Origin of the sequence: Flavobacterium aurantiibacter (assembly GCF_002251775.1) — a bacterium.
Taxonomy (GTDB): domain Bacteria; phylum Bacteroidota; class Bacteroidia; order Flavobacteriales; family Flavobacteriaceae; genus Flavobacterium; species Flavobacterium aurantiibacter.
This window is the reverse complement of record NZ_NOXX01000220.1, coordinates 22,556-46,958: the sequence shown is the minus strand read 5'-3', so window position 1 is coordinate 46,958 and position 24,403 is coordinate 22,556. Positions and strand designations below refer to the sequence as shown.

24 protein-coding genes and 1 pseudogene are annotated in these 24,403 nt (G+C 41.6%); 14 read left to right on the top strand and 11 right to left on the bottom strand.

Annotated elements, in window-relative coordinates:
- Positions 1-18 precede the first annotated feature (18 nt).
- Both CHX27_RS13340 and CHX27_RS13335 read left to right on the top strand, forming a co-directional pair.
- Entirely contained in the window at positions 19-453 is a 435-nt protein-coding gene (locus tag CHX27_RS13340) for a DUF6146 family protein (RefSeq protein ID WP_243389009.1), read from the top strand.
- Entirely contained in the window at positions 450-767 is a 318-nt protein-coding gene (locus CHX27_RS13335; protein ID WP_094487255.1) for a DUF6787 family protein, read from the top strand. Before CHX27_RS13340 ends, CHX27_RS13335 begins: the two co-directional genes overlap by 4 nt.
- Here CHX27_RS13335 and CHX27_RS13330 read toward each other — a convergent pair.
- On the bottom strand, positions 764-1,063 hold the full coding sequence (locus CHX27_RS13330; RefSeq protein ID WP_094487286.1) for a hypothetical protein: 300 nt from the start codon (positions 1,061-1,063) through the stop codon (positions 764-766). The genes CHX27_RS13335 and CHX27_RS13330 overlap by 4 nt on opposite strands.
- Before the next feature lie 46 nt (positions 1,064-1,109).
- A complete protein-coding gene (gene msrA / locus CHX27_RS13325; RefSeq protein WP_094487254.1) occupies positions 1,110-1,736 on the bottom strand; it encodes a peptide-methionine (S)-S-oxide reductase MsrA in 627 nt (208 codons plus the stop codon).
- 116 nt (positions 1,737-1,852) lie between these two features.
- On the opposite strand from msrA, the gene CHX27_RS13320 reads away from it, so the two are divergent.
- The 10 genes from CHX27_RS13320 to CHX27_RS13270 all read left to right on the top strand — a co-directional run bounded on the left by CHX27_RS13320 (position 1,853) and on the right by CHX27_RS13270 (position 11,367).
- The gene (locus tag CHX27_RS13320; RefSeq protein WP_094487253.1) at positions 1,853-2,518 is read left to right on the top strand and encodes an ABC transporter ATP-binding protein; all 666 of its coding nucleotides are present in this window, start codon (positions 1,853-1,855) and stop codon (positions 2,516-2,518) included.
- The gene (locus CHX27_RS13315) at positions 2,519-4,219 is read left to right on the top strand and encodes an LIC_10190 family membrane protein (RefSeq protein ID WP_394335705.1); all 1,701 of its coding nucleotides are present in this window, start codon (positions 2,519-2,521) and stop codon (positions 4,217-4,219) included.
- 27 nt (positions 4,220-4,246) lie between these two features.
- Positions 4,247-5,017: a TIGR02757 family protein gene (locus CHX27_RS13310; protein ID WP_094487251.1), complete on the top strand. Its 771-nt coding sequence runs from the start codon at positions 4,247-4,249 to the stop codon at positions 5,015-5,017.
- A 201-nt stretch (positions 5,018-5,218) separates the two neighbouring features.
- Positions 5,219-6,565, top strand: a complete 1,347-nt coding sequence (locus CHX27_RS13305) for a DEAD/DEAH box helicase (RefSeq protein WP_094487250.1) — start codon at positions 5,219-5,221, stop codon at positions 6,563-6,565.
- 186 nt (positions 6,566-6,751) lie between these two features.
- The gene (locus tag CHX27_RS13300; RefSeq protein WP_094487249.1) at positions 6,752-7,186 is read left to right on the top strand and encodes a thioredoxin family protein; all 435 of its coding nucleotides are present in this window, start codon (positions 6,752-6,754) and stop codon (positions 7,184-7,186) included.
- 3 nt (positions 7,187-7,189) lie between these two features.
- Positions 7,190-8,113, top strand: a complete 924-nt coding sequence (locus CHX27_RS13295; RefSeq protein WP_094487248.1) for an FAD:protein FMN transferase — start codon at positions 7,190-7,192, stop codon at positions 8,111-8,113.
- Positions 8,110-8,328, top strand: coding sequence for a DUF4266 domain-containing protein (locus CHX27_RS13290; protein ID WP_094487247.1), 219 nt, complete (start codon positions 8,110-8,112; stop codon positions 8,326-8,328). Before CHX27_RS13295 ends, CHX27_RS13290 begins: the two co-directional genes overlap by 4 nt.
- Positions 8,329-8,346: 18 nt before the next feature.
- The gene (locus CHX27_RS13285; RefSeq protein WP_094487246.1) at positions 8,347-9,528 is read left to right on the top strand and encodes a DUF3570 domain-containing protein; all 1,182 of its coding nucleotides are present in this window, start codon (positions 8,347-8,349) and stop codon (positions 9,526-9,528) included.
- Positions 9,529-10,012: 484 nt separating this feature from the next.
- The gene (locus CHX27_RS13275) at positions 10,013-10,672 is read left to right on the top strand and encodes a thiamine diphosphokinase (RefSeq protein ID WP_094487285.1); all 660 of its coding nucleotides are present in this window, start codon (positions 10,013-10,015) and stop codon (positions 10,670-10,672) included.
- Between the two features lie 35 nt (positions 10,673-10,707).
- Positions 10,708-11,367: an SOS response-associated peptidase gene (locus CHX27_RS13270; RefSeq protein WP_094487244.1), complete on the top strand. Its 660-nt coding sequence runs from the start codon at positions 10,708-10,710 to the stop codon at positions 11,365-11,367.
- A gap of 186 nt (positions 11,368-11,553) precedes the next feature.
- Here the strand turns inward: CHX27_RS13270 and CHX27_RS13265 are convergent, their stop codons facing one another.
- The 3 genes from CHX27_RS13265 to CHX27_RS13255 form a co-directional block, all read right to left on the bottom strand.
- Positions 11,554-12,666 (bottom strand): TlpA disulfide reductase family protein, encoded by a 1,113-nt coding sequence (locus tag CHX27_RS13265; protein WP_094487243.1) that lies wholly within the window; start codon positions 12,664-12,666, stop codon positions 11,554-11,556.
- Between the two features lies 1 nt (position 12,667).
- Complete coding sequence (locus CHX27_RS13260) at positions 12,668-13,789, bottom strand: TlpA disulfide reductase family protein (protein WP_094487242.1); 1,122 nt, start codon at positions 13,787-13,789, stop codon at positions 12,668-12,670.
- A 75-nt stretch (positions 13,790-13,864) separates the two neighbouring features.
- Positions 13,865-15,253, bottom strand: coding sequence for an MBL fold metallo-hydrolase (locus CHX27_RS13255; protein ID WP_094487241.1), 1,389 nt, complete (start codon positions 15,251-15,253; stop codon positions 13,865-13,867).
- A 136-nt stretch (positions 15,254-15,389) separates the two neighbouring features.
- Between CHX27_RS13255 and CHX27_RS13250 the strand changes: the two genes are divergently transcribed.
- Both CHX27_RS13250 and CHX27_RS13245 read left to right on the top strand, forming a co-directional pair.
- A complete protein-coding gene (locus CHX27_RS13250; protein WP_094487240.1) occupies positions 15,390-16,496 on the top strand; it encodes a vWA domain-containing protein in 1,107 nt (368 codons plus the stop codon).
- A gap of 1 nt (position 16,497) precedes the next feature.
- The gene (locus tag CHX27_RS13245) at positions 16,498-17,961 is read left to right on the top strand and encodes a sigma 54-interacting transcriptional regulator (protein WP_094487239.1); all 1,464 of its coding nucleotides are present in this window, start codon (positions 16,498-16,500) and stop codon (positions 17,959-17,961) included.
- A gap of 202 nt (positions 17,962-18,163) precedes the next feature.
- On the opposite strand, the gene CHX27_RS13240 is transcribed toward CHX27_RS13245, so the two are convergent.
- From CHX27_RS13240 to CHX27_RS13215, 6 genes and pseudogenes are all read right to left on the bottom strand, one after another.
- Entirely contained in the window at positions 18,164-20,185 is a 2,022-nt protein-coding gene (locus tag CHX27_RS13240; RefSeq protein WP_094487238.1) for a protein-disulfide reductase DsbD family protein, read from the bottom strand.
- Positions 20,182-21,501 carry a tRNA lysidine(34) synthetase TilS gene (tilS, locus tag CHX27_RS13235; protein WP_094487237.1) on the bottom strand — a complete coding sequence of 440 codons (1,320 nt, stop codon included), beginning with the start codon at positions 21,499-21,501 and terminating at the stop codon, positions 20,182-20,184. Before tilS ends, CHX27_RS13240 begins: the two co-directional genes overlap by 4 nt.
- The gene (locus tag CHX27_RS13230; RefSeq protein ID WP_094487236.1) at positions 21,485-22,792 is read right to left on the bottom strand and encodes an anthranilate synthase component I family protein; all 1,308 of its coding nucleotides are present in this window, start codon (positions 22,790-22,792) and stop codon (positions 21,485-21,487) included. Before CHX27_RS13230 ends, tilS begins: the two co-directional genes overlap by 17 nt.
- Positions 22,793-22,867: 75 nt before the next feature.
- On the bottom strand, positions 22,868-23,566 hold the full coding sequence (locus tag CHX27_RS13225) for a lycopene cyclase domain-containing protein (protein ID WP_094487235.1): 699 nt from the start codon (positions 23,564-23,566) through the stop codon (positions 22,868-22,870).
- Positions 23,567-23,669: 103 nt separating this feature from the next.
- Positions 23,670-23,852: pseudogene (locus tag CHX27_RS13220) on the bottom strand (T9SS type B sorting domain-containing protein); the annotation flags it as partial.
- A 306-nt stretch (positions 23,853-24,158) separates the two neighbouring features.
- Complete coding sequence (locus tag CHX27_RS13215) at positions 24,159-24,401, bottom strand: hypothetical protein (protein WP_094487233.1); 243 nt, start codon at positions 24,399-24,401, stop codon at positions 24,159-24,161.
- Positions 24,402-24,403 lie beyond the last annotated feature (2 nt).

Genomic DNA, 24,403 nt, shown 5'->3' with positions numbered 1-24,403 from the left:
TTTTCCGAACTTTACTTCATGGAAATGAATGGTAAGGTTGTCGGCTTTTTTATTGCAGCGCTTGCGGTGGTGTGTACCTATTGCAGCAGTGGTAATTTGAATAACGTCGATTCTGCGAAAGCTGTAAACGATACCATTCGAATAGCAAACGACAGTTTAGAATACGAAGTAGTAATTTTTGATTCTGGATTCAACAGCTGGCTACAGCGTGCAGCGCCTCGTGGATTCTATTCACAGTCTTATTTAGAAGCGCGAAATCAGGTTTGGGTTCAACAGTGGAATATAAAAGCTAATACGCAAGGAAGTAGTAATCTCTTTTTGACTCAAATTGAATACAATCCTAGAATAAATTACGGGTATGAAGTTAATTACCTTCTGTTCAATTATTTAACTTACTTTCAACTTCAAAACAACGTTAACTTGGGAACTTTCCAACCACGCAGATTTCAATGAGTCGGTTAAAAGAAAAATGGGGAATTCGTTCGAATGTGCAACTTTTCGTGGTGCTCGTTGTTTTTGCGATTACAGGAACGTCTGCTGCTCGAATTTCTAAAGCCCTAATGGAATATCTGTCTCTAAGCCAAGAAAATATAGGGCTGTTTCTGTATTATGTCATTCTTCTCGTACTAGTACTTCCACTCTATCCTTTCATGCTGATGGGAATCGGATGGGTTTTCGGACAATCGAAATTTTTTTTCCCTTTTGGAAGAAAATTAATCCGACAGCTCAGTTTCAATTTGTTGTTTAAAGCCGACACAAAATCCTAAGCGTTTTTATTCAGCGTTCGCGGCTGAATCGAAAACACATTTGTTACTATCCACGAAAGTGTGAAAGTGGGTATAACATCACTAAAAGGCAGCAACTCTTCTAAGAAAACAACTCCGGCGCCCAACCAACCGCCTGCACCGGAAAATAATTTTCGATACAAAATGGCCGCTATTGGCGCCCAAAAAATGTCGCTCAACTCGCCCAACACTGGCAAACTGTACGATAAAGTTCCGATGACATCCAAAAGAATGCAAAACAACAAGCGTTTTGTTGGCGAAATGGAAGCTAAGTTCATCACAGGTTTTTCAATACTAATTTCAAACGCTGTGCCAAACAACACTTTACGACTTCAACTTGTCTTTAAAAACTTTACGTACTTTCTCTACTTTAGGTGTGATCACGTAATGGCAATACGATTGTGAGGTGTTGCGCTTGTAGTAATTCTGGTGATAATCCTCGGCAGGATACCAAGGTTGTGCGGCACTTACTTTCGTTACAATCGGATCTTTAAAAGTTAGCGCGGCAGTCATTTGAGCAATGTAGTTCTCAGCAGCTTCTTTTTGCGCATCGGAGTGATAAAACACTTCGCTTCGGTATTGTGTACCCACATCGGCACCCTGACGGTTTAGTGTGGTTGGATCGTGCGTGGCAAAGAACACTTCCAACAGTTCTTCATAAGATATTTCCGACGGATCGAACTCAATTTGAATCGCCTCGGCATGTCCGGTAGCGCCCGATGAAACTTGCTCGTAGGTTGGATTGGGCCGTTTTCCACCTGTATAACCCGACTGTACTGCTTTTACGCCTTTTAAATCTAAAAAAACGGCTTCGGTACACCAAAAACAGCCGCCTGCAAAAGTTGCTAGTTCCATATTTTGAGCTTTCTTAATAGGTTGTGGTTTAGAATTGGATTGCGAATGACATGAAGTGGTTAAGACTGTCAACAGCAATAAAATCAATCTTCGCATGACAAAATTATTTACGAACAAAGGTACGCCGACACTCTTGGGCAGCGTTTTCGTTTAACGAAACTTTATCAGGTGTAAAGCTGCAAAACTTTCTTACTTTGCAGCAAATTTTAGGTATGATTCGGGCAACCCATATTCATAAGAAATACGGCAACTTACACGTTTTAAAAGGCATTGATTTACAGATAGCTGCAGGAGAAATTGTAGCTATCGTCGGGCAAAGTGGTGCGGGGAAGTCGACCTTACTCCAAATTCTCGGAACTCTCGACAAGGCCGACACGAGCGTAGCGAATTGCGAACTGCGGATCAACGATGTCGATGTCTTGAAAATGAACGACCGGGAATTGGCAAACTTCCGCAACCAATCTTTGGGATTTATCTTTCAATTTCACCAACTTTTACCCGAATTTACGGCACTTGAAAACGTTTGTTTACCTGCTTTTATTGGGAAAACTAAAACGGCAGATGCGGAAAAAGAAGCCACTCGCCTACTCGAGTTTTTAGGCTTATCCGAACGTTTACAACACCGCCCAAACGAGCTTTCTGGTGGCGAGCAACAACGCGTAGCAGTAGCTCGAGCACTAATTAACCGACCAGCTGTGGTTTTTGCCGACGAACCTTCTGGAAACCTAGATACCAAAGCCGCCAAGCATTTACATCAGTTGTTTTTCGACTTGCGAAAAGAGTTCGGACAAACTTTTGTCATTGTAACGCACAACGAAGAACTCGCAGAGATGGCCGACCGAAAGTTGGTTATTTCCGACGGTAAAATTCTGATTTAAATGCTGTTAATTCTATTCAGTTGGCTATTTTTTCTCTGCTGTTTTCTCGGCACTGGAATAGCGATTGAACGAATTTTCCGATGGCGAACCACGCCTTTGCCATTAACAATGGTCTTGGGCATGATGGCGCAAACGGCAGTACTTTGCCTTCTGGCATTTGCCATACCGCTCGGAATCGAAGTGTTTTTGGGGAATTTGGCACTAAGCGCGTTTTTGCTGTTTCGTTTTTCAACTGCTGCGCAAGCAAAATGGCGCTACTTTTTCTCGCAATGCAAGCAATTGCCGAAATTAGGAAAACTGAATTTGTTTGTACTTTTAGTAGCAGCCTTATTTAAATCGGCTTTAGCGCCTTTAATTCTCGACAACGAAAGTTATTACATCCAAACAATAAAATGGATTAATGAATACGGATTTGTGCCCGGACTTGCCAACTTTAACGTCTCGTTCGGCCAGAGTTCGCCGTGGCAGGTGCTGCAAGCGGGTTTTAACTTCCACTTTTGGACAAATCGTTTAAACGACATCAATGGATTTTTACTGTTGGTTTGTAGCGTGTACTTTCTTCTGGAATTTGAAAAACGTTATCGCGACAGCAAGCGTTTTCATTGGATTGGTGCCTTGCTTTTTTTCAATGCCTTAACATTTCAATTCATCAATGCACCATCGCCCGATTTTCCGGTAATGCTTCTCGGACAAATTGCTTTGTTTCTATTTCTAAACTCTGAAAATCAGCTCAACGAACAAAGCAAAATGGCGATTATTTTGTTGATTTTCATCACGTTTGTGAAAATTACGGTTGCACCCTTGTCGGCGACTTTGGTGGTGCTACTCGTTTTAAAGAATAAGAATTTCGGATTTGCTGCTACTGTTGGAAGCTGTTTTGGTTTGATTTGGCTGGCGAAGAACGCTTTGCTCACGGGATTTCCGTTCTATCCGTTTGCTTTTGGCGGATTGAATGTTGATTGGCGGATGCCCGACGGATTGCTGCAATTCATCAATCGGATGATTGCCGATCACGAATTTTTGGCGATTCCGAACTACAAAACGCTTTCACTAGGAGAAAAATTTGTCGTTTGGATTCAATTTTCAGGAATCGACGGTTTTTTCAATAAAGGCATTGTGCTCCTTTTTTTGATTGCACCTTTTACGCTCGAATTTCGAACGATACAAAATTACCGAATTGCGTATTTGTTTGCTTTGGTGCACTTTACGATTGTGTTTGTTAGTTCACCGCAATTTCGTTTTTTCCTAATCGACTTTTTATTTCTCAGTGCTTGGTTGATTATGTCGATTTGCAATAAGATTAAGTTACAGCCCCAACTCTTTCGTTTGGGTTATGTTTTTTCTGCTGTTTGTCCGATTGCAATTGCGTTACTAATTGATTTTAAATCGTTTACCGCAAACGAACACATGCAAAAGTCGGAACAAATAGAGCTGCAACAACTTGTTATTCCTGAACCGAATTCGAAGAATTACGAAGTTGGTTTTGAGACTTTTACGGAAGAGAATTTAAAGTACTATTCGCCAACGCCAAACTTTTTTTATTACGGAACAGGTGACGGACCTTTGCCTTGCACGAATGTGAACATCATCGAACTGTTTAAACAGCAATTGAACATCATTCCGCAAATGAGAACGAATGAATTAAAAGACGGATTTTACTCGAAAGAAATCGGTCGAACTTCAACTAATGAACAGCAGTGAGCGCTGCCCGTTTGAGGAAAAGTAGTTATGGAACACGAATTAATGAAAGAATATCTCGACGAACTGGTTTTACGATATAACCGGCGCGACTTTATTGTTGCCGATCCGATTCGTATTCCGCATGCGTTTGAATCGCGTACCGACATTGAGATTGCTGGTTTTTTGATTGCGACCATTTCTTGGGGAAACCGAGCGGCCATTTTGAAATCGGGTGCCAAAATGATGGACTTAATGGGAAATTCGCCCTACGATTTTGTGATGAACAGCAGTTCGAAACAGCAGCAGAAGCTCGATGATTTTGTGCATCGAACGTTTAACGGACTCGATTTTAGGCAGTTTATTTTATCGCTTCGCAGATTGTATCAAACAAACGACAGTTTAGAAAATTTCTTTATCACCGACGACGAACGTTTGCAAACGTGCATTAGTACGTTTCGAGCGGCCTTCTTTGCAGAAGCTACAGCTTTACGAAGCTTTAAACACGTATCGGATCCGCTGAAAAACAGTGCAGCTAAGCGTATTAATATGTACTTGCGCTGGATGGTACGGAAAGATGCCGCTGCGGTTGATTTTGGAATTTGGGATCGTGTAAAAATGCAGCAACTGTCTTGTCCGCTCGACGTTCATTCCGGCGGAATTGCACGTGAATTGGGACTATTGAAGCGAAAACAAAACGATGCACAGGCTTTGTTGGAGCTCGATACGCAATTGCGGTTATTTGATGCCAGTGATCCGGTGAAGTACGATTACGCCTTATTTGGTTTAGGTGTGAATAAGAAAGCCCTTGCTGGGATTTAATAGCGACTTTTAAAGGTTTGAAACTTCTTCGTACGGACGTTTGTTGGGCAAGGGATAGAGCGGATTAGCCCGCAGCGCGTTGACCGGCGAGGGCAACGCCGCGAGGACTATGAGCGAAAGCCCGACCCGCTTGCTCGGATTTGCGTAGGGAGAGCGGGTTGCCCCCAAAAAATTAAAGCTATCTTTGCCAAAATTTTAGCGATGTCCGGATTTTCAGATTTTAACTTAACAGCAGGTTTACAAAACGCCCTAAACGATTTAGGATTTAGCACGCCTACTCCTATTCAGAAAGAAGCTTTTTCGGTGATTTGCTCCGGACGCGATGTGATGGGAATTGCGCAAACCGGAACGGGAAAAACCTTAGCCTATTTGATTCCGGTTTTAAAAATGTATCAGTTTACCCGATCGCTGAATCCGAAAATTCTGATTTTAGTTCCGACGCGCGAGTTGGTTGTACAAGTTTTAGGCGAAGTTGAAAAACTCACTAAGTACATGTCTATTAAAAGTTTAGGCATTTTTGGCGGCGTAAACATCAATACGCAAAAAACGGCGATTTACGAAGGTGTGGATATCGTGGTAGGAACGCCCGGCCGTGTTATGGATTTGGCGCTCGACGGCGTTTTGCGCTTGGATGAAGTGAACAAACTGATTATTGATGAATTTGACGAACTCCTAAATTTAGGATTCAAACCGCAGCTTACGTCGATTTTCTCGATGATGAAGCGCAAGAGACAGAATATACTTTTCTCAGCAACAATGACCGACGATGTAGATGATATGCTGGAAGATTATTTTGATTATCCAGAGGAAGTGTCGTTGGCGCCTAGCGGAACACCCATTGAACTGATTACCCAGTTGGTTTACGATTTGCCTAATTTCAATACCAAATTAAATTTACTGAAGTATCTACTTCAAAAAGAGGAGTTTGAGCGTTATTTAATTTTTGTGAATAACAAGCGAATGGCCGATTTGGTGTACGATAAATTGGCAGAAGATTTTGAAGCTGAAATTGAAATCATACACTCCAACAAGACACAGAATTACCGTTTAAATGCCATTCGTGCTTTTCAGGAATCAGAGGTAAAAGGCTTGATTACTACGGATGTGATGGCACGCGGATTGGATATTAGCAATATTTCGCAAGTTATAAATTTTGAATTTCCGGAACAACCCGAAACTTATATTCACCGAATTGGGCGTACCGGACGTGCCGGCATGGGTGGAACGGCGATTTCCTTCTGTGGGCCGAAAGATCAAAATGCGCGTTTAGACGTTGAAATTTTGATGAATCGCGAGATAGAAGTATGCGAAATTCCGGAGGATGTACAGATTTCGAAAGTTTTGAACGCTTGGGAGAAAGAGCAAAAGTTTAAGAAAGAAATTAGTCGCGCGGCAAAAAAGCCCAAAGGAGAAGCTTTTCAAGAGAAAGCAGCGAAAAACAAGAAAGTAAATTTAGGCGGACCATCGAAAACTAAAAAGAAAACGCATGGTTCGGTAAATCGAAATTTATTGAAAACTCAAGCGCAGAAAAAGAAGAAGAAAAGTTAAAATTGACTGATTAATAGTATTTTACTTAATCAAAATCTTAAAATTAGCGATTTGAGAAAGCAATTTTCTGATGTTTTTTTAGTCTAAGGAATTTTAAGAATTGTTGAACGACTTAAACTAAATCCAAATTACGTCTGATTTGAAATACTTGGGTTAATCGGACGTTATAAACTGTAAATTTATCTAATGATTTACAGATTTTTTTTCATCACAGTAGCAGCTGTTTTACTTCCGCTGCAATGGGAAACCGACTTCACTACCGCTAAACAAAAAGCCAGCGAATCACACAAGAACATATTGCTCTATTTTTCCGGTTCTGATTGGTGTGCGCCATGTATTCAAACGCGGAAGAATTATTTAGACAGTGAGACATTTAGCGCTATGGCTGAAACCAAATTGGTGCTGTTAAACGCCGATTTTCCAAGACGAAAAGCCAATCAGCTTAGTGCAGAACAGCAAGCAAAAAATGACGCACTTGCCGAAAAGTACAATCCAGATGGCGAATTTCCGCTTACGATACTTCTGGATGAAAACGGAAAAGTAATTCGGAAATGGAGCGGGAAGCCTAAAACGAGCGTTCAAGAATTTACCGACGAAGTACGCAGTTTGTGTAGTAAATAAATCATGGAGACCTTCACACATAGCGAAAAACTTATGGGAAACATGTTCACGTTTTCCATGGTAACTGCTAGTGAAGCTGCCTTTAAAGAATTGGTTGCTGCAGCTGTCGCAGAAGTAAAACGCATTGAAAAAATACTAACTACCTATAGCGAAACCAGTGAAACGGCGCAGATAAACGCGCAGGCTGGCATTGCGGCTGTTTGTGTATCCGATGAGACTTTTGATTTAATACAACGATCTTTATTCCTTTCGGAAATAACGCAAGGTGCGTTCGACATAACATACGGCGGCATTGACAAGAGTTTATGGAATTTTGATCGAACGATGACTTCCCTACCCTCGCCAGAAAAAGCCTTGCAAAGTGTGCATTTAGTGAATTACAAAAATGTGATTTTAAACGAATCGGAGAAAACAGTTTTTCTGAAAGAAAAGGGCATGCGCCTTGGATTTGGAGGCATTGGGAAAGGCTTTGCTGCCGAAAAGGTGAAATTGGTGCTTCAAAAAGCCGGTGTAACAGACGGTATTGTGAATGCGAGCGGCGATTTGTGTGCGTGGGGAACGCAGCCCAATGGAAATCCGTGGACAGTGGGAATTGCACATCCGGATTTGAGAGATGCACCGTTTTCGTATCTCAGTATTTCGAACAGAGCGATCGCCACGTCGGGCACTTACGAAAAATTTATAACGATTAACGGAAAACGTTATTCGCATACGATAAATCCAAAGACCGGATTACCGGTTCAAGGCATTAAAAGTGTAACGATCATCGCACCAAATGCCGAGCTGGCCGACGCGCTGGCAACGCCCGTGAGCGTCATGGGAATAAAAAGTGGCTTGTACCTCATCGAGCAAATTCCTGAAGTTCATGCTATTGTTATAGATGATCAGAACAATTTATTTAAAACCAGTCAAATTCAATTAAAATGAAAAATCTGTTTCAGCTGGCAATTCTCGCGCTTGTATCGTTTACTGGCGCAAATTGCACGTCGTTAAAAGGCTATCAAAAATCAAAAATTAACGACAGCGAAATGACACTGGCGCCGCGCAAGGTTTCAAAAACGGAGTTGTCTTTTCAGAGTTACCGCGAAGGCTCTGGTGGAGCAAGTTCCGGAAAAGTAGGCGGTGGCTGTGGTTGTAATTAATTCCCAAAAGAACATTCGATGAAAAAAATAGTTATCAGCGGCTTGGCTTTGCTCGCTTTTTTCAAAATACAGGCACAAACGCCAAAAGACTCAACCGGTTACAAACCCACTAAATTAAAAATCGAGGAGGTTAATCTCGTTTCGTCGTATTACCGGCAAAATGGCGATAATGCTTCGGTTACAGGCGGTATTGGTTCGCAAAAACTAACCGACATTGCCAATGTGATTGATGTAACTTTAGTGAAATACGGCAAGACGGGAAAGAAACATACGTTGGATGTAGAAATTGGTGTGGATCATTACACGTCGGCTTCCTCGGATCGCGTTGATTTACAAGCCAATACTTCGGCATCATCTTCAGATATTCGCGTGTATCCTAGTTTGTTGTATACTGCTGAGCAGATAGACAAAGGACGTTCGTTTGCTATTGGCGTGGGATCGTCGACCGAATACGATTACCAATCGTTTAACGGAACTGCGGCATTCATTCAAAAAACGAAAGACCGAAACGGCGAATTTACCGCACGATTTCAGGCGTTTCTCGATCAGGTAAAGATTATCAAACCGATAGAGCTACGTCAGGGTCAGGACGACGGCGGAACGGAAGCACGGAATACGTTTGCAGGAAGTTTGAGTTATGCACAGGCAATTAATAAGAATTTGCAAGTAAGCTTAACGGCCGATTACGTGCAACAAACTGGGTATTTGAGTTTGCCTTTTCACCGTGTATATCTGAACGATGGTACGGTATCGCAGGAGAATTTACCCGATACGCGAACGAAAATTCCGATTGGAGGTAGGTTGTCTTATTTCCTTGGCGATCATTTAATTGTTCGTGCTTTTTATCGTTTTTATACGGATGATTGGGATATGCAATCGCATACCGCAGAATTGGAATTGCCAGTAAAAATCACGCCTTTTTTCTCGCTAACGCCTTTTTATCGCTATTACGACCAGACGCGAATTAAGTATTTTAAAGCGTACGGCGAGCACACAGCAGCGGAGCAGTACCGTACGAGCAACTACGACTTATCGCCTTTTCACAGTAATTTTTACGGAATTGGTGTTCGGATGGCGCCGGAGAACGGCTTGTTTGGAAACCCGCATTGGGCCATGCTCGAATTTCGTGTAGGACATTACGACCGCAGTACCGATTTAAACGCCAATATTGCTAGTGTAAATTTGAAGTATAAGGTTTAGGGAAACGCAACAATTATCGATTCTAGTTAAAGTTAATCGAGCGAGAAAACTTGCCCGATTGGTTACAAAAGCCAAAGTTAACTTTCTTTATAGCACTTTTTTCCACTAAACGTTGGTTACGGATTTTCCAGCCCCGACAGACGTGGAAAGCGCGCAAAGCAAAACGGGCTATTTTGCCGAAAGCTGCGGCGACTGAAAGAAGCCGTGAGCTGCACGTGCAAAATACCCCGTTTTGGTGCGTACTTGAAACAAATGGCGGGAAAAGCTGGCCGGAAGAAGGAAAGATTTCGAGATTGAAAGATTGAAAGATTGAAAGATTGAAAGATTGAAAGATTTAAAGATTTAAAGATTTAAAGATTAGAAAATTTGGGGATTTCCTAATTACTTATGGACTAATTTCAACACTTGCGAACCTGCGGCAGTGGTGCATTTTGTTTCTTGCAAAGAATTGTTTTCCTTTGGAACTCATAGAATTTTGAAACTCGTGTCGTCACATCATATCGTTAAAGACAATCAGGAACCGGCGCTCATCATTGCCAACGGTGCCGCATGCAGCGACGAACTGCTCGGACAGCTACTCGAATGGTCGCCCGTAGTAGTGGCACTCGATGGGGCAATCGAAAGGCTACTCGCGAAACGTATAAAAGTAGATATTGTTTTAGGCGATTTCGACTCGATAACAAAAGCGCTTATCGCTGAAAATCAGACTGATTTAAAATTTATCTCGGCACCCGATCAAAACAAAACCGATCTCGAAAAAGCATTCGATTATCTTATTGCAAACGGACATCCGGCCGTGAATGTGGTTTGGGCTACCGGACGCCGAGCCGATCATGCGTTTTGCAACTTATCGCTGCTGGCACCTTATCGCGAATCGTTAAAAATCACCGTTTACGACGACTATTCTCGGGTGATACTTTTGCCGCGAAAATTCGAAAAATGGTATCCGAAAAATACTGTATTATCGCTCGTTCCCCTTGGTTTAGTGAACAGCATTCGAACTGTAAACTTGCTGTACCCGCTTAATAACGAATCGCTTACATTGGGTTACCGAAACGGAAACAGCAACGCCGCCGCCGATGACGGTATCGTAAAAATAGAACACGAATCGGGCGATTTACTGCTCATGGAATGTTGGGACTAATTGTTTCTTATCCAAAAAATTAAACCAAAGTTGGTATGTGCTATTTTGTAAATCCCGTTCAAAAACTGTCGACTATCGAAAAGCAATACCGCAAGAAATTCAAAGATAAAAACGGCGCTATTGCTCCCGACGAAACACACCGAGCAAAAGTTAGCGGTTTTAGCTATCCCGAACTACCGTTGATACTGCCAAATACTGCCGATTTTGGCATCTGGGGACTCATTCCTGATTTCGCAAAATCTGTCGACGCTTTTCGCAAAGAAACCAATACTTTGAATGCTCGAATTGAAACATTGGCGGAAAAAGCCGTTTTTAAGTCGTCGTTGAACAACCGCTGTATACTGCCTGTACAATCGTTTTTTGAATACCAATGGCTGGATGCAAAAGGCAAACAAAAACGCTTATTTGAAATTTCTGCAACTAGCGACAACTTGTTATCGCTCGCCTGTATTTTCAATAGCTACGAAAATTGGGGGAAACGTTTTCTGAGCTTTTCAATTATTACCACACAGGCAAACGAATTAATGGCCGAAATTCACAACAGCAAAAAACGCATGCCCGTTGTTTTAGAAGCTGAGGAAGTAGGTTTGTGGCTGCAACGCGAATCTATAACTTCGTTTGAAAACAGAAATAAAATTAAGCTAAAGGCTGTGGCTGAACCTTTGGAACCTGATGCGCAGCTTAGTTTGTTTTAGAAAATCTAGTTTTTAAATAGTCTGATAACTGGATTTGAATTAGGGTTGGTTACCGACGTTTTTAGGCAGCTAAAAAGCAGCAAAAGTCGAGCAGGACTTTAAATTGATATGCTGTACCTAAAATCGGCTAATGCTAAAACAAAAAAGCTCCCAAAACTGGAAGCCTTTTGATTTGATATGCACTTTTTACTTTAAAATACTTGCAATTTTAGCGCGAAGTTCTTCGCCTCGTAAATCACGTGCAATAATTTTTCCATTTTCATCAAGGATGAAAGTTGCCGGAATACTCTTTACGCCGTAAGTTGCTGCAATGGGTTCGTCCCAAAACATGAGGTTTGAAATATGTGGCCAAGCAAGTTGGTCTTTTTCAATAGCCTCTTTCCACTTAGCTGCGTCTTTATCGAGTGATACACCGATAATGTTCAATCCTTTGGCATGAAACTCGTTATACAGTTTCACAACATTTGGATTCTCACGTCGACACGGACCGCACCAACTGGCCCAGAAATCGATTATGGTAACTTTACCGAGCGACTCCTTTAAGCTTATTGTTTTACCATCGGGGCTAGCAGCGGAAAAATCGGGTGCCTGATCGCCAATATTTACTGAGCGGTAATCCTGAATTTTCTTCAAAACTTTCAAACCTGGTTTTGTAGCACGGATTTTAGCATCCAAACTATTGTAAACTTTTTTGATTTCTTCGATATCAACTTCAGGCGCATTGAACATATTGTCGACAAACAGAACCGAGATAAACGACTTTGGGTTTTTCTTTGGAAATTCAGCAGCCATATTCATAAGTTCTTTTTGGTAGTTCCCAAATTCCTTCATGAGGCTATTCACAGTAGCGGTGTCGTTGCTTTTCTGTGCTTGCTGCATCTTTTCGTTATTGGTTTCTTGGAATTTTTGAATTTTCCGCGAAATCGTCATTGCTTTAACATTGAATCCTTGTAGATCTTTGTTGTTTTGCGTTCCCCCAATAACACTGCTTCCAATGCTGTCTTTTAAGAGTGTAATTTCAATTTTACCGCTCTCCAAGATGAAAGCAACACGGCTTTCTGTATCTTTAATTTCAGCAAAATAAATTTCCGGCTCAGTTACTTTACCTTTCCAAGAGAATTTTCCGTTAACAACTTTTGCACTGTCAACTGCCACCAAGCCTAACTTTTCGTCTTGCTTTCGGAAAACGATTGTTTTGCCTTCGAGTCCGTTGGCAGTTCCTTGAATCTGGAAATCGCCATTTACAACTGCAAATGCCAATAAAAACAAGCCTAAAATAGGCAATAGTAGCTTTTTCATATTAGTTTAAAAGGGATTGTACCTTTGCTTTTAACTCCTCACCTCTCAAATTCACAGCAATGATTTTGCCTTTTGCATCCAACAAATAAGTAGTTGGAATTTGAGAAATATTATATTTACGGGCGATTGGATCAGACTGTGGTTTCAAATTTGCAACTTGTGTCCACGTTAACTTGTCTTTCTCAATAGCCTCTGTCCACGCTTTAGCCTCGCTATCTAAGCTAACACCAATGATTTTTAAACCTTTTGGACTAAACTCATTGTAAAGCGCTACCATAGCTGGATTTTCCTGACGACAAGGCTGACACCAAGAAGCCCAGAAATCGATGATGGTAAGTTTACCTAGCGATTGCTTCAAAGACACCGTTTTTCCATCTGGAGTTTTAGCCGAAAAGTCAGGAGCAGTGCTACCTACTTTAGTATTGTTGATGGCTTCAAAACGTTCTTTGATTTTCTTACCAACTGAAGTTTTCTTCAAATCATCTGTCAAGGCGTTGAATTGCTTCTCCAATTTCGCTAAATCAGCATCAGGCTGGTTGATAAACTGGTTGATGAAATAAACCGACAAGAACGAATCTTTATTTTTATCGATGTGTTTAAAACTCATGTTTTTCAACTGCTCACCAAACTGATTGTTTTTCTTCATAAGGTCGTTCATCGTAACCGTGTCGTTTGCAGCACGAGCTTGATTGAACTTCTCCATGTTTGCTTTCTGGAAAGCCATCATCTTTTTGTTGATTTCTTTGCTCTTATTGCTGTAATCCGTCAAGTAATCGTTGTTTTTAGTTCCACCAACGGTTGAGTTTTGAACGGAATCTTTGTTCACTTTTACGTTAATTTCACCCGATTCCAAAATCAAAGGCACACCACCTTGAATACCGTTAATGGCAATAAAGTGTAAGTACGGCTCTTTAACTTGACCTTCAATTTTAAACTTACCATCGATAACTTTAACAGTATCAATAGAAACGATTCCAGTAGAATCTTGCTTTTGCAAAACAACATTCGTGCTGTCTTTCACACCTTTAGCTTCTCCGGTAATGATAAATTCATTTTCGCCAACTTTACTGCACGCAACGATGGACACGGCTGCCAGTAAGCCGAAAATCACTTTTTTAGTCATAATTAATCAGTTAATTCTATTTATTTGTTTTGAAGGTGCAAAAATACCTATTTCACACCACAATTCTACACTTATTTAAACGCTTACTACAGGCAATTCGGTTTTGCGAATTCCATTCATTCCTAACAATACATTTACGGCATGATGATTACCGTTCTTCTTCAATACCGAAGCGGCAATTACCGAACGATATCCGCCCGCGCAATGCACATAAAATTTAGATTTTGGAAAGTCTTGTATGGCACTATTAATCGAATCTAACGGCAAATTCAAGGCGTTAGTTACATGCCCCGATTGATACTCCGAAGGTTTACGCGCATCGACAACAGTTGTTTCTTCGCTTAAAACTTCAGCAAAAGCTTCCGGAGAAATATTTTCGATAAAATCTGTTTCAAATCCAGCTGCTTGCCACGATTCAAAACCTCCGTCTAGATAGCCAATAACGCCGTCGAAACCAACACGAGCCAAACGCGTAATCGCTTCTTGTTCTTTACCCACAGGCGTTACTAACAAGATCTTTCGGTTTACGTCTTCTAAAACCGATCCCACCCAAGGAGCAAACGTTCCGTTTAAACCAATAAAAATACTTCCGGGAATATGCGCGGCCGTGAATTCTGTTTCGTGACGTACATCCAAAATCAAAACATCCGTTGCCTCGGCTGCCGTGCGAAATGCTTCCGCAGAAAGTGGGTTTAACGATTGCTCTAAAACATGATCTAAGGCATCGTAGCCCTTTGCATTCAAAAATACATTTTGCGGAAAGTACGCCGGCGGATTTGCCAATCCATCCAACAATTCTGCTATAAATCCTTCTCTACTTAAACTCGGATTCAAAGCATAATTTACTTGCTTTTGATGTCCTAAAGTATCAAAGGTTTCCTTGCTCATATTTTTCCCACAGGCCGAACCAGCACCGTGACTCGGATATATTACCAAATCGTCGGGTAATGGCCATATTTTGGCACGCAACGAATCGTACAACATTCCGGCAAGAATCTCCGAAGTTAAGTCGGCAGCTGTATCTTGTGCCAAATCAGGTCGACCCACATCGCCAATAAATAACGTATCGCCCGTAATTAAATACGTTGGTTTTCCGTCTTCATCATGAATTAAATAACAGCTGCTTTCCAAAGTGTGACCCGGCGTGTGCAATACTTGTATCTTGCACTTACCCACGTAAAATTCTTGCGAATCGTTTGCAATCAACGCCTCAAAACTAGGCGTAGCATTTGGTCCGTAAACAATCGAAGCGCCGGTTTTCGCAGCTAAATCGAGATGTCCTGAAACAAAATCTGCATGAAAATGCGTTTCAAAAACGTATTTTACTTCTGCGTTAAGCTGCTGTGCTTCGGCGATATAAGGCTGTGTTTCGCGCAATGGATCAAAAACAGCGGCCTCTCCATCGGAAGCCAAAAAGTAACTGGCTTGTGCCAAACAAGGCGTATAAATTTGTCGAATTACCATATTCAAAATTTGTCCAAAATTAGTGCATATATGCTTGTAAAGTTGCAAAGAAACGTTAATCCGTGCGTTTTTGGTTTAACTAAAGATTAATACTCGTTCGCAAACAATTCACATTCGTAAAACGTACCTTTAGGTTATGAAATCTGGATTTAAATTTAGTGCCTACCAACAGCTGCCACAAGACCCTTTCGACAAGCTGTTCGAGATTTTTAAAGAACTCATTGTTCATACTTCGGGAGATTTCGATGAGGCAATCGACTGGTTACGACAGCTCGACGACGAATATCAACTAACAACTCCCGAATACACCATCGACGATTTTATCCGAGATTTAATCGAACGCGGCTTCATCCGACAAGAAATCCGACCCGACGGCAGTGGCGAAACCGAGCTTTCTTCTAAACTAGAACAACTCATTCGAAAATCGGCACTTGAACAAATCTTCGGCGATCTTGCCAAACGAGGCACCGGAAACCACGGAAGTAAATCCGACGGTCGTGGCGACGAACTAACCGGCGGACACCGTGCCTACCAATTTGGCGATGCACCCGAACTTATCGACGTAACCGCCAGTCTGCGAAACGCACACCAAAATAATTTCGGAGCCGATTTACAACTTACCGAAGACGATTTACTCGTAAACGAAACCGAATATAAATCGCAAATGAGCACCGTACTGATGATCGACATCAGTCACAGTATGATTCTCTACGGCGAAGATCGTATCACACCTGCCAAAAAAGTAGCCATGGCGCTGGCCGAACTCATTACAACGCGTTATCCAAAAGACACACTCGACATCATTGTTTTTGGAAACGATGCCTGGCCGGTTCAATTAAAAGATTTGCCTTATTTACAAGTTGGTCCTTTTCACACCAATACCGTAGCAGGTTTGCAATTGGCGCTCGATATTCTTCGGCGAAAGCGAAATACCAACAAGCAAATTTTTATGATTACCGACGGAAAGCCCAGCTGTGTGCGCGAAAAAGACGGTAGATATTACATGAACAGTAACGGACTCGACGAATATATCGTAGAACAATGCTATAACGTGGCACGACAAGCTAAAAAACTACACATCCCGATAACTACCTTTATGATTGCTCAAGACCCCTATTTACAACGATTTGTAAACAACTTTACGCAGGCCAATCAAGGAAAAGCCTTCTACACCGGACTTAAAGGTTTGGGAGAAATGATTTTTGAAGATTATAAAAACAATAGAAAAAAGAGACTTAGATAACATGAACGAGCTAACAAAGTTGAAAACCCTCGGTGAACTCAAAAAAGCCGGATTTTCGTATCAATCAATAAAACAAGAACTTAAGAAAAATCTGAAGGCAAAAATTGCCGCAAAACAAGATGCCTTTCCGGGTATTTTTGGCTATCACGAAACTGTTTTACCTGAAATAGAACGCGCCATTCTCAGCGGCCACAACATCAATCTTTTAGGATTGCGAGGCCAAGCCAAAACCCGAATTGCACGCTCCATGATTGGCCTACTCGATGAGTACATCCCCGTGGTTCAAGGCTCGGAAATTAACGACGATCCGTTTGCTCCTGTAAGCTTCTATGCGAAAAATCTGATCGCCGAACATGGCGACCAAACCCCGATTGAATGGCTACACCGAGACGAACGTTTCTCCGAAAAATTAGCTACGCCCGATGTTACCGTAGCCGATTTAATAGGCGACATTGATCCCATTAAAGCTGCGAACCTGAAGCTTTCGTACGCCGACCACCGAGTAATTCACTACGGAATGATTCCACGCGCCAACCGTTGTATTTTCGTTATCAACGAGTTACCCGATTTGCAAGCCCGTATTCAGGTGGCGCTTTTCAATATTTTGCAGGAAGGCGATGTTCAAATTCGCGGATTTAAACTTCGCTTGGAGCTCGACATGCAGTTTATTTTTACGGCTAATCCCGAAGATTACACCAACCGCGGAAGCATCGTTACGCCTTTGAAAGACCGTATTGGTTCGCAAATTTTAACGCATTATCCGATTGATATCGAAACTGCCAAGAAAATAACTTCCTATGAAACTGCTAGTGATACGCGTTTAGAACAGGTGTACATCCCGGAATTAGCCCGCGATTTGCTCGAACAAATTAGTTTCTCGGCGCGCGAAAGTGAATACATCGACCAGAAGAGCGGTGTTAGTGCACGTTTGTCGGTTACCGCTTTCGAAAATCTGCTAAGCACTGCCGAGTTACGTACGTTGCGCTCTGGCGAGAACAAAACGACCATTCGTTTGGGCGATTTCATCGGTGTCATTCCCGCAATTACGGGTAAAGTAGAGTTGGTTTACGAAGGCGAACAAGAAGGCGCCGCATATGTTGCGCAACTTATTCTCGACGAAGCAGTTAAGTCGATTTTTACGAGTATTTTCCCAAAAATCGAAAAGCTCGAAAAGCCAAATCAACCTTCCGTTTATCAAGATATTTATACTTGGTTTTTCAACGAAGGTGAAATTGTTCTAACCGAAGATCAGAGCGATCGTGCCTACAAAGCCGAGCTCGAACGCAACCCTGCCCTATTCCAATTGGTCGATCAATATGCGGCAAACGCTAGCAAAACCGACCGCTATTTTATTGCCGAGGTATTACTTTGGGGACTCGCCGCACAAAAGAAACTCGCAAAAAATCGGGTTCGAAACAGTACCACGTTCCGCGATTTGTACGCGAATTACGTGAGCGGTCTGTAATTTTTGGGCAACTGCCCGGCGTCGTAACTATTTGTCGAAAAACGCCGGGCACCGCGCTTTCCAAGTCAAGGTACCTCATAAAACGCACAACTGCAGTTTAAAAAACGGCTTCTTAGGTCGCCACTTTTTAACCGCAGTTGTTCGCGTTTTATAGCGGTACGCTTGCTTTTGCAATCGCTGTCGCAGAAATGAGTCGTTGTCGTTAAAACTTTTTTACACCTTCTTTCAACCAAGATAAATAGGTGTCTATATCCGGTGTGTACGCAACAGGTTCATTTAAAATATTTTCCTCGTGATTCATCAAAACATAGTAAGGACGCGCGTTCGTGCCGTAGCGTTGTCTTTGGAATTCGCTCCATTTTTGCCCAACGGTAGCAATTTTATTTCCGGTTTCTTTAGAAATGTATTGCTCGGCTTCGGGTAATTTGGTACGTTCATCGCCAAACAACGAAATGAGCACAACTTCGTTCTTCAAAATTTTTAATACTTCTTGATCCGACCAGACATTGGCTTCCATCAATCTACAATTTTGGCAAGCTCTTCCAGTAAAATCAATTAATACGGGCTTTCCCACCTTTTTTGCATACGCTAAACCAGCTTCGTATTCTTCAAAACTGGCAATTCCGTGCGGACCAGCAACGGCACCATCCGGTAAAGCTGTAGCACTTTCGGTAGTTACACTTGCTCCAAAGCCATTCGGACTTTCACTGTACGTTAAAGGTGGCGGAAATGCACTAATTAACTTTAAGGGCGCGCCCCACAATCCGGGAATTAAATACACTGTAAAACTAAACGTTAAGACAGCAAGTAATGCTCGCGAAACGGATAAATGATCCAGCGGACTATCGTGCGGGAAACGAATCTTTCCGAACAAGTACAAGCTTAATGAGCCGAAAATAGCAACCCAAATAGCGATAAATACTTCACGTTCAAGATAATGCGCATTCAACACTAAATCGGCATTCGATAAAAATTTAAAAGCTAATGCCAATTCAATAAAACCAAAAACAACTTTGACCGTATTGAGCCAACCACCCGATTTTGGAAGATTTCCAAGTAAAGAAGGCGCTAAAGCAAAAAACATAAACGGCAAAGCCAATCCGAGGCCAAATCCTAACATCGCTAAAGATAAAATCCATGCGCCGCCATCCGAATTAAGCGATGTTCCTAAAACGAATCCCAATGCAGGACCAATGCAGGAAAACGATACGATAATCAGCGTAAGCGCCATAAAGAAAATACCAATTTTGCCGCCGCGGTCCGAAGCCGAATCAACTTTGTTAGCCAAAGCACTTGGCATGGTAATTTCGAATGCGCCAAAGAATGAAACGGCGAAAATGCTGAAAATGATAAAGAAGAACACATTCAGCCAAACGTTGGTCGAAATCTCTGAAAAAACGTCTGGATTTGCTCCTTCCAACAAATGAAAAGGCAACGTAATCAATACGCAAATCAATACGATGCAAAAGCCGTAAAATATCGCATTAAATCGACCTTTCGCCTTACTTCCCGATTGTTTCAAAAAGAAACTTACCGTCATCGGAATCATCGGAAAAACACAAGGCGTTATAGTGGCAACAATACCGCCTAAAAACGCTAAAAGAAAAATGCTCCAAATACTCTTGTCATCCGATTTCTCTGCTTTAATTTCCGCGGATTTTTCCACCTTTTTTGAGGTTGCGACATTGGTAACAACTGCCGCAGTATCAACAGCTTTTGAAACCGTATCAACAGCAGTTACCGTATTGCTTTCACTAGCTACTGGAGTGGAAACCGTGGGTTCAGGTAGTGAAAAAGTAAAGGTTTTATCTTCGTTAATGCATTTCTCTTCACAAACTTGATAGGAAAGTGACGCAACAACAGACTTTATCTTCGGATTTTTTCGGGAAATTTTCTGGCGTAAAACAACCTTTCCTTCAAAGAAAACTTCATCCACACCAAAAACATCGTTAAACGCGCGTTTTGTTTTGCTTTCTGTAGTTTTTCCAATCAAATCATAACCTTTTCCCGCAGCTTCGTATGTTGCCAATAACGGAAGCGGACCGCCATCGGGTGTGGTTTGCGAATAAACGTGCCAGCCGGCATCGATCTTTCCGGTGAAAACCAAAGTGAACGTTTCATTGCCGTTATCTTCAACAGCAGTTTGCCATTTTACAGGCTGAATAACCTGCGCCACTGCCGAAAAGGCAAAGAGCAAAACGAAAAAAGAAAGTATTTTCTTCATGAATACAAAGTGAACTTAAGAATTGATTTAGTTTGTGTTGTTGCGAGGTAATTTCTGTTTGCACGGTATCCCACGACCCAAATAACTTGTTCCGAATCGCATAAAACCAGTGCTTTCTTTCGATACTCCAAAGATACCTTTTCGTCTCTTAAAAACTTCCCAACACTTTTGGTTCCGGCAGACATTCCTTCAGGAGCAAATTTATCAGTTTGTACGTAATTTCTGAGATTTAAATTCCCAGAAATCATATCGGAATCAACGTATATTTCCGTTCGTGTTGATTTCTGATATGATTCTACGTAAGTGCCCGAAAATGCAATCGGTTCTGTCCAGGCAAACGGAATGGTTTTGATCTCCACATGTATCGGTGGTTCCTCCTTTTTCAAAGAAAGAAGTAAAAAATCCCGATCTTTTGTCAGGACATAATCCTCGGAAAAAACGTGTTTTCCCGTTTCTCCGAAAGGTAAATTGTAAATATCATTCCATGCATGAAAACCAAAATCGGCCAACCAAAATTGCAAATAGGCTTGATAATTGGGAAACTTCAACAATTCCGGTATGTACAATTTTTTACATCCGTTACTGTCTTGAACAACCTGGCTTAATACGGCGGCGGCGGCATCGGTAGCGAGGGACTGCGTTTGTTCCCAAGCTAGAATACTTGAGTGGAAACTAGCTTCGAAACTCGGATTTAACGATTTAAAAATCGGCAGTAATTCATGTCGAATTTTATTTCGCGTATAATCGGTTTTTGCGTTCGAAGCATCTTCTCGCCAACTGAGATTTCTCACTGCGGCGTATTCTAGAATTTCTTCTTTAGAAAAAGACAGTAAAGGTCTAAGGATACGCCCATTGCGTTTCGGAATTCCCAACAAACCATCGATTCCGGTTCCGCGCGTCAGATGAAACAAAACGGTTTCTATGCTATCGTTTAAATGATGTGCCGTCAGAATAAACTCGAACGCCTGTTGAGTTCGAATTTCTTCGAAATAATGATAGCGCAAAATTCGGGCGGCTTCCTGAGTGGATATTTTGGCGTTCGTGGCAAACGATTTGGTGTCGAAACGCGTGCTAAAAAAGGGTATCCGCTGCGTTTCCGCGAAAGTGCGAACAAATTGTTCATCTTCATCACTTTCAACACCTCGAAGCAGGAAATTACAATGAACGATTCCGATTGAAAAGTTTGTTGCGAGCAGTAAATCCGTTAAAACCATACTATCGATTCCGCCACTAACTGCTACAAGCAAGCGCGCCTTGTTTAGTTCAGGGAATTGCTCCTGAACGATTTTGCTAAATCGACTAACGAACTTGCTCAACAGAAATCGGATTTAAAACTTCCATCATTGCCTTTGCTTTAAGCAAACATTCCTGATACTCTTCGGCTGGATCTGCGCTTGCAGTAATGGCGCTTCCAACGGAGAACGTTGTTTCGCCCGATTTCGTATCACAAAGAATCGATCGAATGATGACATTCAAGTCGAAATCGCCGTTTGGTGCTATATAACCGAAACTTCCGCTGTACATGCCACGCGCGCTGGGTTCATAGACATCAATCCATTTCATAGCCTCAACTTTAGGTGCACCGGTCATGCTTCCCATGGGAAAAGTAGCTTCCAGAATATCAAAAAAGCTCGTTTCTGCGCGAAGGTCACAGGAAATCGTTGAAATCATCTGGTGCACTTGTTTGAAACTGTAAATTTCACATAATTCCTCTACTCGAACAGAATTCTTGGTTGCGACTTTAGAAAGGTCGTTTCGTACCAAATCGACTATCATCACATTTTCGGCGCGTTCTTTTGCGTTGCTTTTTAGTGCTGATTTCAGTTTTTCATCGATTTCGGGTTCGCTACTTCTTCGTGCAGTTCCTTTGATGGGTTGTGAACTCAATTTTGAACCTTGCTTTCGCAGAAAACGTTCCGGAGAAGATGAGACGACGACTTTCTCATGCCATTTGAAAAAACCTGAGAAAGGAGCCTCTGACTTTGCGTTAAGCGCCGAATATAATGCGCTAATATCTGGACTATCAATTTTCGTTTGAAACGGAAAACAGAAATTTATTTCATAGAAATCGCCTGCCTGAATATGCGCCAAGATTCTAGTTGTGCGTGCAAGATAGTCGGGTTTACTGAGAAGCGGTGTAACCTCGCTTGCCACTAAATTCTTGTACTGTTCTGTTTCTTGAACATTGGCAATTCGATATACTAATTCTTCTGCGGCAGCGAAATCTAAAAAAGTTTCCAAAACAATTTCATCTTCCACAATAAAAATAAATTCGGGTACAAAAACTATGAGTTTAGGAAAAGCTATAGATGCAGGAATGGACGAGTGATTGTTATGGAACAAGTTTTTAAAATCGTATGCGATGGCAATGAACTTCCAATCGGGAACTGATACAAGACTTGCTGCTAGATTTAAATCATTAGCACTACGGCACTCGGAGGCATTCCTAGAACCGAATGCATATATTTTCGAAAACGTACAACTATTTTGTTTTGCGTTAGAATTTAAGTGTACGGCGTATTCTTGCGTGAGAGCATACTCGCGAAGCTTGTTTTCAAACACGTTAATGTTGATTGTTGGAAAAGAAAATCTGTTTCGTTGAATCATAGTGCTAAGGTAAGAAACCTAGCGTTTTGAAGTGTATAGTTACTACTTTTTCAACTAAGTAGTAGAGACTGTTTTTTATGTTACGAGTTTCACAAATCGGCTTGGAACGGAGACGGTTCCTTTGTAGAAATTATAGACAATACCTGAGAAAGCCCCCCAACTGATAAACCAAAAAGCTTCGATTAGAGGAACTTCACCCACCAAAAAAGTTCGCAATAATCCGGATTCAACTTTCCAAACGCTTTCCCAGAAACCGGGCATTATTACAGTAAAAACTGTGAAGTAAATTACGAACGCTAAAGTGAAAGAAAATAGTGCGGATATAATTGCTCGGTTTAGTAAATCGGGTCTTTTCCAAAGCATAAATATTGCTATAATCAAGAATAAAGAGGAGGTGGCTATCATGGTATTTATCCCAATGTATAGCGCGAGAATTACGCCTGCTATCCCGAGCGCAAAAAGATATGTCAACAGCTTATTTTGTGGCTGAAAGCTTGGGACTTCTTTGGTTTTAAACACGGCGTTAAACAAGAAAACCGTGCAACCGATTATTCCGAAGCCCGAAAGGATATCTTCAACAGAAATGTGCCCTTGACCAAGAATGGTTGGCGGGTTCCAATAATCGGACAGGTACCAATTTTGTGCAGGTATTCCTGATAGTGCTCCAAGGAAACTAACTTTAAGCATGCTCTTTTTTAAATCGGACAGCGAAGCGAAAACAAAAAGCCACACGATTAAAAAGGCAAAGGAAAAAAGCAAGTATGTATATTCCATAGACTGTTTTGCCAAAAATACTGTTTTTGGATGTTCTGACAATTAGTACAAAAAAAATCCATGGCATAACCATGGATTTTTAGTTTAAGTTGGTGGTTAATTTTTATCGTTTCAAAGCAAAGTGTGCCTTAAATTCTTTGTTTACTCCTGCTTCTGAATACTGAATTGTGAACCAGTAATCATCAGCCGGAACTGGAGCTCCGTTAAATGTACCGTCCCAGCCTTGACCCGTTGTTGCAATCTGTTTCATCAATTTTCCTTCTCGATCGAAGATAAATATCCTAGCTGCAAGTTGGTTTTGCNTTCACAGTGTCCGACCTTCGTCGAGCGAAGGCACCAACGATAGGTAGGTTCGGTAGGGCATAAGGATACGTTCAGTGGCAAATTCATCAAAGTCTTAATACTTAATACTCCAATCTTAATACTTAATACTCCAATCTTAATACTTAGTACTCCAATCTTAATACTTAGTACACCAATCTTAATACTTAGTACACCAATCTTAATACTTAGTACTCCAATCTTAATACTAAAATCATGCTCTGCGTTCTTTTTCGGCTAATTGACCAATAACGTTAAAAGGAAAAAGTTTTTATTCAGCGGATTTCATTTTACGGTATTTCCAGTACTTGTAGGTGCCGATTTTTGCGTTAGCGGTTGGAGCGTCATCCTTTTGTGGCTTCGGTGCGTTTGCTTTAGAATGGCCACAAAAGATACAGCGGAAAACGCGACGGCGGCCGTGCGGATTACTGTTTTGCGCAAGCGTTACGATACCTGCCGCCGGAACGCCCAAAAATGAAATCACTTTTTGAGAATATTCTCTGTTGTATGCCATAA

Bases quoted from the DNA above. Each gene is read 5' to 3' on its own strand.
- CHX27_RS13340 (WP_243389009.1), top strand. From the start codon at position 19: ATGGAAATGAATGGTAAGGTTGTCGGCTTTTTTATTGCAGCGCTTGCG.
- CHX27_RS13335 (WP_094487255.1), top strand. From the start codon at position 450: ATGAGTCGGTTAAAAGAAAAATGGGGAATTCGTTCGAATGTGCAACTT.
- CHX27_RS13330 (WP_094487286.1), bottom strand. From the start codon at position 1,063: ATGAACTTAGCTTCCATTTCGCCAACAAAACGCTTGTTGTTTTGCATT.
- msrA (WP_094487254.1), bottom strand. From the start codon at position 1,736: ATGCGAAGATTGATTTTATTGCTGTTGACAGTCTTAACCACTTCATGT.
- CHX27_RS13320 (WP_094487253.1), top strand. From the start codon at position 1,853: ATGATTCGGGCAACCCATATTCATAAGAAATACGGCAACTTACACGTT.
- CHX27_RS13315 (WP_394335705.1), top strand. From the start codon at position 2,519: ATGCTGTTAATTCTATTCAGTTGGCTATTTTTTCTCTGCTGTTTTCTC.
- CHX27_RS13310 (WP_094487251.1), top strand. From the start codon at position 4,247: ATGGAACACGAATTAATGAAAGAATATCTCGACGAACTGGTTTTACGA.
- CHX27_RS13305 (WP_094487250.1), top strand. From the start codon at position 5,219: ATGTCCGGATTTTCAGATTTTAACTTAACAGCAGGTTTACAAAACGCC.
- CHX27_RS13300 (WP_094487249.1), top strand. From the start codon at position 6,752: ATGATTTACAGATTTTTTTTCATCACAGTAGCAGCTGTTTTACTTCCG.
- CHX27_RS13295 (WP_094487248.1), top strand. From the start codon at position 7,190: ATGGAGACCTTCACACATAGCGAAAAACTTATGGGAAACATGTTCACG.
- CHX27_RS13290 (WP_094487247.1), top strand. From the start codon at position 8,110: ATGAAAAATCTGTTTCAGCTGGCAATTCTCGCGCTTGTATCGTTTACT.
- CHX27_RS13285 (WP_094487246.1), top strand. From the start codon at position 8,347: ATGAAAAAAATAGTTATCAGCGGCTTGGCTTTGCTCGCTTTTTTCAAA.
- CHX27_RS13270 (WP_094487244.1), top strand. From the start codon at position 10,708: ATGTGCTATTTTGTAAATCCCGTTCAAAAACTGTCGACTATCGAAAAG.
- CHX27_RS13265 (WP_094487243.1), bottom strand. From the start codon at position 12,666: ATGAAAAAGCTACTATTGCCTATTTTAGGCTTGTTTTTATTGGCATTT.
- CHX27_RS13260 (WP_094487242.1), bottom strand. From the start codon at position 13,789: ATGACTAAAAAAGTGATTTTCGGCTTACTGGCAGCCGTGTCCATCGTT.
- CHX27_RS13255 (WP_094487241.1), bottom strand. From the start codon at position 15,253: ATGGTAATTCGACAAATTTATACGCCTTGTTTGGCACAAGCCAGTTAC.
- CHX27_RS13250 (WP_094487240.1), top strand. From the start codon at position 15,390: ATGAAATCTGGATTTAAATTTAGTGCCTACCAACAGCTGCCACAAGAC.
- CHX27_RS13245 (WP_094487239.1), top strand. From the start codon at position 16,498: ATGAACGAGCTAACAAAGTTGAAAACCCTCGGTGAACTCAAAAAAGCC.
- CHX27_RS13240 (WP_094487238.1), bottom strand. From the start codon at position 20,185: ATGAAGAAAATACTTTCTTTTTTCGTTTTGCTCTTTGCCTTTTCGGCA.
- CHX27_RS13230 (WP_094487236.1), bottom strand. From the start codon at position 22,792: ATGATTCAACGAAACAGATTTTCTTTTCCAACAATCAACATTAACGTG.
- CHX27_RS13225 (WP_094487235.1), bottom strand. From the start codon at position 23,566: ATGGAATATACATACTTGCTTTTTTCCTTTGCCTTTTTAATCGTGTGG.
- CHX27_RS13215 (WP_094487233.1), bottom strand. From the start codon at position 24,401: ATGGCATACAACAGAGAATATTCTCAAAAAGTGATTTCATTTTTGGGC.